We start from the raw sequence: 14,739 nt of genomic DNA, 5'->3' as shown, positions 1-14,739 counted from the left end.
TATTTCGGCGATAATGTTTTTATCTTTAGTTGTTAAATTTGATTTAGATCGCAATTTGCGATTAAACCTCAAAATCTGTACGCATTCTAATTCGTTGATTTAAAATACTTTCATTAGGTAACTATTCAATTGCACGTCTTCTCCCGCACCGTGACAGTGCAAACATTGCCCATTTTTAGCGCAAATACGCGTTTATTCGATCTGTTTTCAGGTGCCAAATCTGGGCAAAATGCCAGCAAATGTTAAATACCGGCATTAAATGTTGCACAAATGAGATATTTCCTGGTGTTTATCCCGATTTTTGCTAAGCGCGCCGGAATGGCGCAATCCCTGCAATACTTAAATCAGTATCATGTGATACGCCAGCTCCGGGAGCATATTTTGAACAGGTTACCTTCCAGCGCATCGGCCCTGGCCTGCAGCGCACACGCACTGAATCTCATCGAAAAGCGCACGCTTGATCATGAGGAAATGAAATCATTAAACCGCGAGGTGATTGAGTACTTTAAGGAGCATGTCAATCCGGGGTTCTTAGAGTATCGAAAATCTGTAACTGCAGGCGGGGATTACGGAGCCGTAGAGTGGCAAGCGGGAAGCCTTAATACGCTTGTCGACACCCAGGGACAGGAGTTTGTTGATTGCCTGGGCGGTTTTGGCATTTTCAACGTGGGGCACCGTAATCCAGTCGTGGTTTCCGCCGTACAGAACCAACTCGCGAAACAACCTCTGCACAGCCAGGAGTTACTTGACCCGTTGCGGGCCATGCTGGCAAAAACCCTCGCCGCACTGGCGCCCGGTAAACTGAAATACAGTTTTTTCTGTAACAGCGGGACCGAGTCGGTTGAAGCCGCCCTGAAGCTGGCGAAAGCGTATCAATCGCCGCGCGGTAAATTTACATTTATTGCCACCAGCGGCGCATTCCATGGTAAATCCCTCGGCGCGCTATCCGCCACGGCGAAATCCACCTTCCGTAAACCCTTTATGCCGCTGCTGCCGGGATTCCGCCATGTGCCATTTGGCGATATTAACGCGATGCGTACCATGCTCAGCGAGTGTAAAAAGACCGGTGACGACGTCGCCGCCGTGATCCTTGAGCCTATTCAGGGCGAAGGGGGCGTGATCCTGCCGCCGCAAGGGTATTTGACCGCCGTTCGTAAGCTCTGTGATGAGTTTGGCGCGCTGATGATCCTTGACGAAGTGCAGACCGGCATGGGTCGTACCGGCAAAATGTTCGCCTGCGAGCACGAAAACGTGCAGCCGGATATTATGTGTCTGGCAAAAGCGTTGGGCGGCGGCGTGATGCCGATTGGCGCAACCATTGCCACCGAAGAGGTGTTCTCCGTCCTGTTCGATAATCCTTTCCTGCATACCACTACGTTTGGCGGCAACCCGCTCGCTTGTGCGGCGGCGCTGGCCACCATTAACGTCCTGCTGGAGCAAAATTTACCGGCTCAGGCAGAGCAGAAAGGCGATATGTTGCTGGATGGTTTCCGCCAGCTTGCGCGGGAATACCCGGATCTGGTACACGATGTACGCGGCAAAGGCATGTTGATGGCGATTGAGTTTGTCGATAATGAAATCGGCTATAACTTTGCCAGTGAGATGTTCCGCCAGCGGGTGCTGGTCGCCGGGACGCTGAACAATGCCAAGACGATCCGCATCGAACCGCCGCTAACGTTAACGATCGAGCAATGCGATCTGGTGTTGCGATCAACACGCAAAGCCCTGGCAGCATTACGGGTGAGCGTGGAGCAGATGTAATACCTGTCGGATGGCGCTGCGAGTATCTGGCCTACGAAAGTGTGTCCTTTGTAGGCTCAGGCGTAGCCGCCATCCGGCAGAATCACACAACTCACACAATGCGTACGCCGGCTGGCATCATCCGTTCTGGCGTTAACAGCACGCTTTCACTACCGTCGTCGGTTTCCGCACACAGCAGCATGCACTCTGATGTCTCACCGCGCATTTTGGCCTTTTGCAGATTACACAGCACCACCACCGTTTTGCCCATCAGTTCCTCTTCGCTGTAATAAGGCACCAGACTGGTGACGGTTTGCAGCGTATGTCCTCCCACATCCACCTGCACGATGTACAACTTATCCGCATTGTCATGGCGCTTCACATGCGCGATTTTTCCGACACGTATTTCCATCCGGGCGAAATCAGCAAACGCAACGTTATCCATCCGACCTCCTTTTTGGTAAAATTTTACTAAAAAATAGCACGGTATTTATGAAACACAAAGGGCGATGAATTTACTAAAAACAGATGCATCTCATATCGCTTCCTTTACAATAAATACCCCATGCGTCGAAGGGTGGTATGAAAGGCACATATGGCAACACTTAAAGATATAGCAACGGAAGCTGGCGTTTCTCTGGCAACCGTATCCAGGGTTTTGAATGATGACCCCACTCTGAATGTGAAAGAGGAAACCCGGCATCGTATTCTGGAAATTGCGGAAAAGCTGGAATACAAGAGCAGCTCATCCCATAGAACGCAGGTTAACATCGTCAACCAGCATCACATCCTTGCGCTCTATAGCTATCAACAGAAGCTGGAGATCAACGATCCGTACTATCTGTCGATACGCCACGGAATCGAAACCCAGTGTGAGAAGCTCGGTATTGAGCTAACCAATTGCTACGAGCATCATAGTGTCCCCGCCATCAAAAAACTCACCGGCGTGCTGGTAGTCGGGAAGGCCAGTGAGGTGATATGCCATACCGCTACTTCCCTGACGGACAATATCTGCTTTATCGATTTTCAGCCGCCTGGCGGTAAATATGACTTTGTTGATACTAATCTGACGCAGATTAGTCAGGAAATTATCGACTTTTTCATTCAGCAAGGTGCAACGCGAATTGGTTTTATCGGCGGCGAAGATGTGCCTGGTGAAGCCGATATTCGCGAGGTTGCCTTTGCGGAATACGGCAGGCTGAAAGGGGTGGTATCCGAATCGGATATTTATCGTGGCAGCTTTTCCAGCGCTTCTGGCTATGAACTGGCGAAAGAAATGCTGGCCAAAAAAGATTACCCGTCTGCGCTGTTCGTGGCTTCAGACTCTATCGCCATCGGTGTGTTGCGCGCGATTCATGAAAAGGGGGTCAGCATTCCGGAACAGATTTCCCTTATCAGCATCAACGATATTCCTACCGCACGCTTTACCTTTCCTCCGCTTTCAACCGTGCGCATCCACTCAGAGATGATGGGTATCCAGGGGGTAAATCTGCTTATCGAAAAAGTTCGCGATGGCCGGGTTTTACCGCTTCAGGTCTATGTTCCGAGCCAGCTAAAACTACGTGGCACTACCCGTTAAGCCTCATTTACCCGACGCCATCGTCGGGTAAGCCTCTTCTGTCGTTACCTGCCAAATATCTCCATTTCGTGATCAAGTTAAAGTAAATCAACTTCGTCTATTTTATTTAGTAAAACTTTTACTAAAATGATTACCATACTGCGATGTCACCTGGGTTGTTGATCAAGGTTCTGTGCATAAGGAAGAAAAATGAGAATTCTCGATAGCTTCGAACTGTTCCAACAACATGCGCATACACAACATCGGTGGCAAAGTTGTGCCGATTTGTTGGATAGCGCCAGGGACATCACGCTAGGCATTGTCTATTCACGGGGAGATGCCCTGAACTACGACGTACGATTTGATAGTACAACGGATGCGCTTTTTACCGGCCATCGTCGTTACGTTGAGGTGCATTGCTTTTTACACGGAACCCAGAAAATCGAATATGCGGCGAAAGCGCAACTCCAGCAGGTCGATTGTTACCGAGAGGAAACTGACCGTGAATACCTGAGAGGTTTAGGACAAACCGTACAGGTGCAGGAAGGGCAAATTATTATTTGTGACAATAATGAAGCGTATCGATTCATTACACATGCCATGGTTAAAAAATTGGTTATTAAAGTCATGGCCAACGCGTTAGTACAACTGGTGTAACCCTTATTTTCGTATCACTTTTCGGCAGTAAGCTATCGCTTATTTTCATCTGCCGTCACAATGAAAAATAGTTAAATATTTTCGTCGGTGATGTATTAAATTAAAAAATACACACCACAAATAATATATTAAATTCTTTAAGATCTGGAGATATATTATGAGTGTCGTTGTCTCTGACAAACAGCATATTGCTTCTCTATATGCCGAACGCGATCATGTCCCTGCGGTTCTGGAAGATCATCGAATTAATGGAATCAACAAGGAGCCACCGCGGCCTTATCTATTTCCGTTTACCAGCACCTGGCAGGCAATAAAAAACATTCCTACAGAAGCCAGTAATTATCTGTCTTTGAATGGGGTCTGGAAATTCCATTGCGCAAGCAATCCGCGCTCAAGACCCAAAACGTTTTATCAAGAAAACTATGATGTTTCCGCATGGGATACCATTCAGGTTCCGGGCAACTGGGAAGCACAAGGCTTTGATAAGGCAATATATATTGACGAACGTTTCCCTTTCACCACCCAGTGGCCGGAAATCCCGCGCGACTATAACCCGGTCGGTTCGTATCGCCGTACTTTTAACCTGGACAACAGTTGGACCGGTCGTGAAGTCTTCCTACAGCTAGCTGGTGCCAGAACGGCCTCATTTGTCTGGATAAACGGTCAGCGCGTAGGTTATACCCAGAATGCTAAAAACCCTGCTGAATTTAATATCACCCCTTACATTAAAGCGGGCGAAAACACCATCGCGCTGGAAATTTACCGTTGGGCCAACGCCAGCTACGTGGAAAAACAAGACATGCTGGATATGTCTGGCCTCGAACGTGAGGTATTCATTTATTCCACTGATAAAACACGCATCTATGATATTTATTGTAAACCAGAATTAAATGAAGAATATACGCAGGGTATATTCAGCGTTAGCATCAATCTGAAGCATTATGACCACCAACCTGTCGAACTCTTACTAAATGCAAAATTGCTGGATGATTCCCATGATTTCTCTGTATTAATCGATAAAGATCAATCATTCATCCGTAACGGAACAGAGCAGCAGTTTAGTTTCGCTGATAAGGTTCAGGCTCCTCGTCTTTGGAGTGCAGAAACCCCGAACCTATATACATTATTAATTACCCTGACTAACCCGCAGGGTGAAGTGATCGAGGCGACCAGCCATAAAATAGGTTTTCGCAAAGTACAAATCATCAACAGCCAGCTCACCGTCAACGGTAAAGCAATTAAGATCAAAGGGGTTAACCGCCACGAGCTGCACCCTACCCTCGGTCATGTTCCGACCGAAGAAAATATGCTGACTGATATTCGATTGATGAAAGAGCACAATATCAATGCGGTCCGCACCAGCCATTTCCCCTGCCATTCTCGCTGGTATCAGCTATGCGATGAATATGGCATCTATATTGTTGATGAAGCCAATATTGAATCACATCCGCTGGCATTAAAACCTGAAACGCAAATCGGCGATACCGAATCCTGGATCCCTGCTCACCTGGATCGCGTCCAGGCGATGGTTGAGCGCGACAAAAATCACCCCTGCGTTATCGTCTGGTCGATGGGCAATGAAGCCGGAACCGGATGTGTTTTTGAAACGCTCTATCGGTGGATAAAAGAGAAAGACAACAGCCGACCGGTACAGTATGAACCCGCTGGCGAAGCGTATTACAGCGACATTGTTTGCCCAATGTATCCCACGCTTGAGCGATTAGAGCAGTTTGCCTGCAAGGGCAGCGATCGTCCGATGATTATGATTGAGTACGCGCATGCTATGGGAAACTCTGTGGGCATCCTGCGTGATTACTGGAACATTATCGACGCGCACGACAATCTGCAGGGCGGTTTTATCTGGGAGTGGATGGACCATGCGCTGGAATTGACCAACGAACGCGGTCAAAAATATTGGGGATACGGTAAGGACTATCACCCGGATAAACCCAGCGACGGCAACTTTATGAATGATGGGCTGATTGCGGCCGATCGCACGCCACATCCACATATGGCGGAAGTGAAAAAGGTGTACCAGCCCATTCGTTTTCACGCAACGGATCCACAATCTGGCGTATTTGAGATAGAAAATCGCTATGATTTTATTGCCTTATCTCATTGCGACATTCAGTACAGCATCATTGAAAACGGACACCAAATCGCCCACGGTAGCCTGGGCTGCTTTAACGTGAAGCCCGCGCAACGTCAGACTCTTCACGTCCCAGTGGAAAATCTCTCGCGTCAGGAAAACAAAGAATACCTCGTCACACTCAGCGCGGTTACCAAAGATGAAGTTCCGCTAATTGGCAGCGGATATGAAATTGCCTGGGAGCAATTCAGCCTAACGCCGCCGGCAGTTTTTCATCTCAGCCCAGAGGCAAACACCCTCACCTTATCTGTGCAAGAGACGCCGACATCCATTGATATCAGCAGTAACCTTTTCACTCTCGCGTTCGAGCGCAGCACGGGTCGAATGGCTCACTTGTCAGCCGAGGGGAAAGCGCTGATTCTTACCGGTATTGAACCCAATTTCTGGCGGGGGCTGACGGATAACGATCTGGGTGCCAAACTCTTCGATAAATCCGCGATCTGGCAAGACGCAGGCAAACTGCGCGAATTATCCAGCCTCATAATCGAGCAGCCATCCAGCCACACCGCGGTCGTCACTACCGAATTCACCCTCCCGACAGTCGACTGCAGATATACCCTGACCTGGACCATACACGCGACGGGAGAAATGCACATCAGCATTGACTTTATTCCAGCAGCCCGCGAACTCCCCCTTCTGCTACGCATGGGTTCACAGCTGACCCTGCCCTGTGAGTTTAAGTATATCCAGTGGTTTGGCCGTGGTCCGGTAGAAACTTATGCCGACAGAAAGGGAGCCAAAGCGGGTATCTATGGTGGAACAACCTGGGAGCAATTCCACGCCTACCCCAGACCGCAGGAAAGCGGTAATAAAACGGATGTTCGTTGGGTGCGCATCGTCAATCATGACGGGTTCGGCCTCGAAGCGATTGCCGACGGGCAGTTACTTAACACCAGCGCCTGGCCTTTCGCCGCAAGCGAGCTCGATTTTGTCGCTGATAATGATGGCAGTAGCGCATCGGGATTAACGCCGTTATCGCATAAACATGGCGTTGATGTGCAACCAGCAGACATAACCACGTGGAACATCGATCTGGCGCAAATGGGGACGGGTGGGCAAAACTCATGGGGTTCTTTACCTCCCAAAGATTACCAACTACCGGTACAACCTTATCACTATGCGTTTTATTTACGCATCGTGCGTCCTGATGTGTAAGACCATTTTATTAACACCCTTTTCGAATGTCCTTTTACGGACATTCGAAATTTTTTCAAATAAAACTATTTTAATACACGAATAAAGGGATATGGTATGTCTGAAAAATCCGATGCAAGATATCAGATGTCTCTAATAACATTCTTGTTTTTCTCCATTGCAGGAGGAGGGTTTGTTCTTAAAGGCGTTGTGAGTCAATACACCGACTGGGGATATAACTCCTGGTTATTATATGCCTTTGCCTCATTATTTTATGCAATTCCCTATACATTCATGATCATTGAGCTTTCATCGATTAAAAAGCTGCGTGAATCTGAAAGTGGGTATCAGACATGGTTGAACCTGATTCTAGGCAGAAAATTGGGGTTTATCGCCGGTTTCTTTTACTTTTATGTCAATATTTTTTATTTTGTCGATCTGCTGCCTAATATCATTACCTATTTTATTTACACCTGTACCAGCGACGTAGCCTTTGTTACCCAATTAACCAACCAGACCTGGTTTAAACCGGTGATCAGTATTACTTCGATTGCGCTGTTCTGGCTGGCGACATGGGTATCAATGAAAGGCCCCAAATGGCTATCGCGGGCACTTTCATTCTCTGGTTACGCTGGGTTTGCTTTAACCATGCTGTTCATCATTGCCGCAACCTGGAAGTTATCTTCCGGCACGGTGACTTTTAACGGTACGCCGATTGCGCCTGAATACTTACAGCACATTGACCTGTCGTGGTCCAAAGTAGCCTCCATGTCCTGGGCTCTCCAGTCGTTGGGCGGGCTGGAAGCACTGGCCGCTTATAAGCGAAATATCCGTGGTGGTGATCGTAACTTCAGAACCGGGCTAATTCTTAACGTCTTTATTTTCTCCGGTATTATTGTAATTTCATCAATCCTGATGAATTTCATTTTACCTGCTGAACAGGCTTCCAATCTCGGTCTGTTATCCGCTATTTACGTCGCCTTCCAGCAGCTAGGGTTTCCTGACTGGTGGACCAATGTTATCGCATTATTCCTGATGATCACCACACTGTGTGGTTCCCTGATGTTATGGACTGCCGCGCCGGTCAAAATGCTGTTTGTTGATGCGCCAAAAGGCATTTTTGGCCATAAACTCTCAGAGGTAAACAGTGAAGGCACGCCAGTCAACGCCCTGAAAATGCAAGGCATTGTCGTCACAATCATCATTATTTTGTTTATGCTGGGCCAGTTTAACTCGGAAATGAACACCATTCTGGTGGCAGTGAAAAACCTGGACGGGGGTGCAGCAACGATTCCCGTGCTGTTTATGGTAGCAGGTTATATAAAGCTACGTATGCAGTCCACTCATCAGGATTACGCACGTGATTTTTACTTCCTCGGTAAAGGGCGTTTCTGGGCGTTATTATCCGTGGCACCAATCGTGATTATTTTCGCCGCGTCTACAGTAGCTGCATTAATCCCTGGGCCAGAGGACTGGAGCGCTAATTTTATGGGGTCATTAATCCAGCTTATTCTTGGCCCCGTCAGTATTATTGCCGTGTTCTATTATTGCAGCATTATGTATAACCGCTGGAGGATTAAAAACCCTAACGATAACTCACTCTTTAATAAAGTTTAAGACACCGTTTTAATCTGTAACGCCGTTATCTGAAGTCCTACCCTCCCGTTATGCAAGTAACAGGAGGGTTGCTTGTTGACTAAGAGATTTACAGTGAAAAAATAAAATAATTATCTTCTGATGGAATAGAAAGATGACACTTAATAAAAACACTTACAGGGCATTACTCGCCCTGGCCTTTTGTTGCTACCTTCCTTTGGCGATGGCGGAGGAAAATATTCCAGCAACACACGACGATACTAAAACACCAGAAATAACAAACACTACACCTTCATTTCGTTTTTATGGCGAAATGGGGGTGGGTGGTTATACGGCACTGGAGGGTGATTATAAAGGAAAATACGAAGACGGTACTTATATTGAAGGCGGCGTGGAGGGGCAATACGGGCACTGGTTTGGGCTTATATACGGTGAGGGCTGGACAGTACAGGCAGACCACGATGGCAATGCCTGGGTGCCCGATCATGGCTGGGGTGGTTTTGAAGGGGGGATTAACCGCTTTTGGGGTGGTTATCGAACCGATGATAAAACCGAAATTATTCTGAGCCTGCATAACGACTCTTCTCTGGACGATCTGCAATATTGGGCAGACTTCACGCCAGAGTTTGGTTATGAACTTCCCAATACTCGCGATATTGCCACGGCCGTCAAAGTACAAAACCTTAGCGGTGATTTCCGTTATAGCATCATCGCGACACCGGCTGGTCATACCGATGAAGATAAAGCATGGCTGCATTTTGGTAAATACGATCGCTACTCCGATAAATATATCTACCCTGCAATGGCAAACGGCTATATCCAGTATGACTTTATGAAAGATGTCACCTGGATGGGCGGGACAGAAATTACCGATGGCACCGGCCAACTTTTTGTCACCGGTTTTCTGACGCCGAACTTCGGCGCACGTGTCTGGCACCATACCGGACGTGGTGAAGGGCTGGGTAATCCGGGAACGGAAACCGGCGCGATGGTCAGCGCCATGTATGAGGCGTTTAAAGGTTTTTATCTCTCTACGGCCTACAGCTACGCGCAACACAACCTGGATAACGATCCCGACACAACCACATCCTATGCGCAATTTGGCATCTGGTACGAATATGGCGGCGGTAAATTCGCCACGGCTTTTGATAGCCGATTCAACCTGGGTAACAGTACTGACGATTCAGATAACAAAATATTCCTGATGCAGTATTACTACTGGGGTCATTAATTTCTCTGTTTATTTCGCTAAATGTGAAAAGGAGCTTCATTATTATGAAAAAATTATATTCGTTAACCCCGCTAGCCTGCGCATTATTATTTAGCATGTCAGCGCATGCAGCAACCGCCACCGATTTTAAAGATGTTATCGATCGCCACGGCGCACCTGAATATATGCGTGATACCAATAACGACAGCCATCAGCGCTTTAATCCATTCTTCGATCTGGGTTCATGGCATGGGCACCTGCTGCCAGACGGCCCAAATACCATGGGGGGCTTCCCCGGCGTCGCTCTGCTTACAGAGGAGTACATCAATTTTATGGCGACTAACTTTGATCGCCTGACGGTGTACCAGAGCGGTAAAAAAGTGGCCTTCGCGATGCAGGCGTACAGCATTCCGGGCGCGCTGGTACAAAAACTGACGGCCCCCGGCATCGAAGTTAACATGACCCTGCGTTTTGCGGATTCACACACTTCGCTGCTTGAAACCAGGATAACCAGTGATACCCCACTGGATCTGGTGTGGGATGGCGAGCTGCTGGAAAAAGTGGAGGCAAAAGACGGGAAGCCGACATCGACCAAAACCGTCGATGAAGAGTATCCGGATTATCAACGCAAAATCGTCGCCACTCGCGATGGTCTGAAAGTCACCTTCGGCAAAGTGCGTTCGACCTGGGATCTGCTTACCTCTGGCGAGTCAGAATATCAGGTGCATAAATCGCTGCCGATGAAAACGAAGGTCAGCGGTCATCGCTTCACCAGCAAGGCGCATATCAAAGGTTCAACCACGTTCTATACCACCTATTCACATCTGCTGACTTCACTGGAAGTCAGTAAAGAACAGGCGCAAATCCGCGATATTCTGGCGCGCCCGACTTCTTACATGCTCGCTTCACAACAGCGCTGGGAAGAGTACCTCAACAAAGGGTTAAACAATCCGGATGCCACGGCCGAGCAAACCCGCGTCGCGGTAAAAGCGATTGAAACCTTAACCGGTAACTGGCGCGTCCCGGAAGGGGCAGTAAAACACAATACCGTTACACCTTCCGTCACGGCACGTTGGTTCTCTGGCAACCAGACCTATGCCTGGGACAGCTGGAAAATCGCCTATGCCATGGTGCATTTCAATCCCGAAATTGCGAAAGACAGCATTCGCGCCCTGTTTGACTGGCAAATACAGCCCAACGATCCCATACGGCCGCAGGATGCCGGTATGATCCTCGACCTGGTGACCTGGAATAAGATCCCGGAACGCGGCGGCGACGGCGGTAACTGGAACGAGCGTAACACCAAGCCGAGCCTGGCGGCGTGGTCGGTGATGGAAGTCTACAACGTTACCAAAGACAAGGCCTGGCTGGAGGAGATGTATCCGAAGCTGGTGGCCTACCACGACTGGTGGTTGCGTAACCGCGATCACAACGGCAACGGCGTACCGGAATATGGCGCAACGCGCGATAAAGCTCACAACACCGACAGTGGTGAAATGTTGTTTACGGTGAAGAAAGGTGACAAGGAAGAGACGCTCTCTGGATTGAAAAAATATGCAGAAGTGGTTAAAAGCGCTCAGTATGACAGCCTGAGCATTCCGGCGCAGGAAGCGGCTGGATGGGAATCGGGACGCGATGATGCGGCAGTCTTTGGTTTTATTGATAAAGATCAGCTAGATAAGTACGTAGCCAATGGCGGTAAACGTAGCGACTGGACGGTCAATTTTGCTGAAAACCGCGATAAAAACGGAAACCTGGTCGGCTATTCTTTGCTTCAGGAGTCTGTCGATCAGGCCAGCTACATGTACAGCGACAACCATTATCTGGCAGAGATGGCGACCATCCTCGGTAAAACACAAGACGCGAAACACTATCAGTCGTTAGCGAAGGAGCTGGCTGATTACATCAATACCTGCATGTTCGACCCTGGTACCCAGTTCTTCTATGACATCAGGATAGAAGATATTCCGCTGGCGAACGGCTGCGCGGGTAAACCGATCGTCGAGCGTGGTAAAGGGCCGGAAGGCTGGTCGCCGCTGTTTAACGGCGCAGCAACGCAGCCCCACGCGGATGCGGTGGTTAAGGTGATGCTCGATCCTAATGAGTTCAACACCTTTGTGCCGCTTGGCACGGCAGCGCTGACCAATCCGGCCTTTGGCCCAGACATATACTGGCGCGGACGCGTCTGGGTGGATCAGTTCTGGTTCGGGCTAAAAGGGATGGAGCGTTACGGCTATCGCAATGAAGCGTTAAAACTGGCGGATACTTTCTTCAGCCACGCCAAAGGCCTCACCGCTGACGGTCCGATTCAGGAAAACTATAACCCGCTGACCGGCGCACAACAGGGCGCGCCTAATTTCTCCTGGAGCGCGGCGCATCTCTATATGCTGTACAACGATTTTCTTAAAAAACAGTAAGCTGTGACATATCGCCGGATAGCGCTTCGCTTATCCGGCCTACCAAGGACACATTTTCACAGGCCGGATAAGGCGCTTGCACCGACATCGGGCAAATTCGTTCTCTGGCTCCACTCCTTTTTTGAATCCCATCACAATCACGGCATTCCCCTTTTCCCTTTTACGCTGCGACGGCTAAATTATTAACTCATCCGACCACATAACAATAATTTTACATACTGGACACGTTTATGAGCTATCCGTCACTGTTCGCCCCGCTCGATTTAGGCTTCACCACGCTTAAAAACCGCGTGCTGATGGGTTCAATGCATACCGGGCTGGAGGAATATCCCGACGGGGCAGAACGGTTGGCCGCGTTCTATGCCGAACGCGCCCGTCACGGCGTGGCTCTGATTGTGACCGGAGGCATTGCGCCAGCGTTATCCGGCGTGGGTATGGAAGGCGGCGCGGTGCTGAACGATACCAGCCAGCTCGCGCATCATCACGTGATTACCGATGCCGTGCATGACGAAGGCGGCAAAATCGCTCTGCAAATCCTGCATACCGGGCGTTACAGCTATCAGCCGCATCTGGTGGCGCCTTCTGCCATTCAGGCCCCCATCAACCGTTTTACGCCGCATGAACTGACGCACGATGAAGTGCTGCAGCTGATTGAGGATTTTGCCCACTGCGCGCAGCTGGCGAGAGAAGCGGGCTACGATGGCGTGGAAGTGATGGGCTCGGAAGGGTATCTCATCAACGAATTCCTGACCCTGCGCACCAATCAGCGCGACGACGAATGGGGCGGTGAGTATGCCAACCGCATGCGTTTTGCCGTCGAGGTGGTACGGGCAGTACGTCAGCGTGCCGGCAATGACTTTATTATTATCTTCCGCCTGTCGATGCTCGATCTGGTAGAAAACGGCGGCACCTTCGAGGAAACAGTCCAGTTGGCGCAGGCTGTAGAAGCCGCAGGCGCAACCATTATCAACACCGGTATTGGCTGGCACGAGGCGCGTATCCCCACCATCGCCACCCCGGTGCCGCGGGGTGCATTTAGCTGGGTGACGCGCAAGCTGAAAGGTCATGTGACGATCCCCCTGGTCACCACCAACCGCATTAACGATCCTAAAGTCGCCGATGACATTCTGGCCCGCGGCGATGCCGATATGGTGTCGATGGCCCGTCCGTTCCTCGCCGACGCCGAACTGCTGTCAAAAGCGCAAAGCGGACGAGCGGATGAAATCAATACCTGTATCGGTTGCAACCAGGCCTGCCTGGATCAGATCTTCGTCGGCAAAGTCACCTCTTGTCTGGTGAATCCACGCGCCTGCCATGAAACCAAAATGCCGATCGTTGCGGTAACTGTGCCGAAAAATCTGGCGGTTGTCGGCGCGGGTCCTGCTGGCCTCGCCTTCGCCATTAATGCCGCCGCGCGCGGGCATCACGTGACGCTGTTTGACGCCCATAGCGAGATTGGCGGACAGTTTAATATCGCCAAACAGATCCCCGGCAAAGAAGAATTCTATGAAACCCTACGCTACTACCGTCGGATGATCGACGTGACGGGCGTGACGCTAAGACTGAACCACATTGTCACCGCGCGCGATCTGGAAACTTTTGACGAGGCGATCCTCGCCAGTGGGATCGAACCACGGATGCCACCGATCGCGGGGATCGATCACCCTAAAGTGCTGAGCTATCTCGACGTCCTGCGCGATAAAGCGCCGGTGGGCAAACGCGTTGCCATCATTGGCTGCGGCGGGATCGGCTTTGATACCGCCATGTATCTGAGCCAGCCAGGCGATCCCACCAGCCAGAACATTGCTGAGTTCTGTGTGGAATGGGGGATCGACACCAGCCTGCAACAGCCTGGCGGCTTACGCCCTGAAGGTCCGCACTTATCCCGCAGTCCGCGTCAGATAGTGATGTTGCAGCGCAAGGTCAGCAAACCGGGGCAAGGTTTAGGTAAAACGACGGGCTGGATCCATCGCGCCACCCTGCTCTCACGCGGCGTGAAAATGATCCCGGCGGTCAGTTACCAGAAAATTGATGATGATGGGTTACACGTTGTGTTGAACGGCGAACCAGTGATCTTTAACGTGGATAACGTGGTGATTTGCGCCGGACAAGAGCCACGCCGTGAGCTGGTCGAACCGCTCCACGCGGCAGGTAAAACGGTGCATCTAATCGGCGGCTGTGACGTGGCCAGTGAGCTGGATGCGCGGCGGGCGATTGCACAGGGGACGAAGCTGGCGCTGGCTATTTAGGATCCATTCATAAGCTACGTCGGTGATAT

General features: G+C 50.0%; 9 protein-coding genes. 8 read left to right on the top strand and 1 reads right to left on the bottom strand.

Features of this window, described 5'->3' with window-relative positions:
- The first annotated feature begins 381 nt into the window (after positions 1–381).
- Positions 382–1,761 carry a putrescine aminotransferase gene (ygjG, locus tag FDW96_RS04080; protein ID WP_167371260.1) on the top strand — a complete coding sequence of 460 codons (1,380 nt, stop codon included), beginning with the start codon at positions 382–384 and terminating at the stop codon, positions 1,759–1,761.
- 91 nt (positions 1,762–1,852) lie between these two features.
- Here ygjG and FDW96_RS04075 read toward each other — a convergent pair whose 3' ends face one another.
- Positions 1,853–2,185: a tRNA-binding protein gene (locus tag FDW96_RS04075; protein ID WP_079225965.1), complete on the bottom strand. Its 333-nt coding sequence runs from the start codon at positions 2,183–2,185 to the stop codon at positions 1,853–1,855.
- A 150-nt stretch (positions 2,186–2,335) separates the two neighbouring features.
- Here FDW96_RS04075 and ebgR point away from each other — a divergent pair, with 150 nt between their 5' ends.
- The 7 genes from ebgR to FDW96_RS04040 all read left to right on the top strand — a co-directional run bounded on the left by ebgR (position 2,336) and on the right by FDW96_RS04040 (position 14,710).
- Positions 2,336–3,319 carry a transcriptional regulator EbgR gene (gene ebgR, locus FDW96_RS04070; RefSeq protein WP_061382479.1) on the top strand — a complete coding sequence of 328 codons (984 nt, stop codon included), beginning with the start codon at positions 2,336–2,338 and terminating at the stop codon, positions 3,317–3,319.
- Positions 3,320–3,508: 189 nt separating this feature from the next.
- Entirely contained in the window at positions 3,509–3,955 is a 447-nt protein-coding gene (locus FDW96_RS04065) for a beta-galactosidase subunit beta (protein WP_137365242.1), read from the top strand.
- Positions 3,956–4,112: 157 nt separating this feature from the next.
- Positions 4,113–7,259, top strand: a complete 3,147-nt coding sequence (locus tag FDW96_RS04060; RefSeq protein ID WP_137365241.1) for a glycoside hydrolase family 2 TIM barrel-domain containing protein — start codon at positions 4,113–4,115, stop codon at positions 7,257–7,259.
- Between the two features lie 96 nt (positions 7,260–7,355).
- Positions 7,356–8,855 carry an APC family permease gene (locus tag FDW96_RS04055; protein WP_137349715.1) on the top strand — a complete coding sequence of 500 codons (1,500 nt, stop codon included), beginning with the start codon at positions 7,356–7,358 and terminating at the stop codon, positions 8,853–8,855.
- Positions 8,856–8,988: 133 nt separating this feature from the next.
- Positions 8,989–10,065: a protein YgjJ gene (gene ygjJ, locus FDW96_RS04050; protein ID WP_137349714.1), complete on the top strand. Its 1,077-nt coding sequence runs from the start codon at positions 8,989–8,991 to the stop codon at positions 10,063–10,065.
- 44 nt (positions 10,066–10,109) lie between these two features.
- Positions 10,110–12,461 (top strand): alpha-glucosidase, encoded by a 2,352-nt coding sequence (ygjK, locus tag FDW96_RS04045; RefSeq protein WP_137365240.1) that lies wholly within the window; start codon positions 10,110–10,112, stop codon positions 12,459–12,461.
- Between the two features lie 230 nt (positions 12,462–12,691).
- Positions 12,692–14,710, top strand: coding sequence for an NADPH-dependent 2,4-dienoyl-CoA reductase (locus tag FDW96_RS04040; protein ID WP_137349712.1), 2,019 nt, complete (start codon positions 12,692–12,694; stop codon positions 14,708–14,710).
- Positions 14,711–14,739 lie beyond the last annotated feature (29 nt).

This window comes from Citrobacter sp. TBCS-15, assembly GCF_005280815.1.
In the GTDB taxonomy this organism is placed as follows: domain Bacteria; phylum Pseudomonadota; class Gammaproteobacteria; order Enterobacterales; family Enterobacteriaceae; genus Citrobacter; species Citrobacter werkmanii.
This window is presented reverse-complemented; position numbering and strand designations above follow the sequence as displayed.

Bases quoted from the DNA above. Each gene is read 5' to 3' on its own strand.
- FDW96_RS04075 (WP_079225965.1), bottom strand. From the start codon at position 2,185: ATGGATAACGTTGCGTTTGCTGATTTCGCCCGGATGGAAATACGTGTC.
- ebgR (WP_061382479.1), top strand. From the start codon at position 2,336: ATGGCAACACTTAAAGATATAGCAACGGAAGCTGGCGTTTCTCTGGCA.
- FDW96_RS04065 (WP_137365242.1), top strand. From the start codon at position 3,509: ATGAGAATTCTCGATAGCTTCGAACTGTTCCAACAACATGCGCATACA.
- FDW96_RS04060 (WP_137365241.1), top strand. From the start codon at position 4,113: ATGAGTGTCGTTGTCTCTGACAAACAGCATATTGCTTCTCTATATGCC.
- FDW96_RS04055 (WP_137349715.1), top strand. From the start codon at position 7,356: ATGTCTGAAAAATCCGATGCAAGATATCAGATGTCTCTAATAACATTC.
- ygjJ (WP_137349714.1), top strand. From the start codon at position 8,989: ATGACACTTAATAAAAACACTTACAGGGCATTACTCGCCCTGGCCTTT.
- ygjK (WP_137365240.1), top strand. From the start codon at position 10,110: ATGAAAAAATTATATTCGTTAACCCCGCTAGCCTGCGCATTATTATTT.
- FDW96_RS04040 (WP_137349712.1), top strand. From the start codon at position 12,692: ATGAGCTATCCGTCACTGTTCGCCCCGCTCGATTTAGGCTTCACCACG.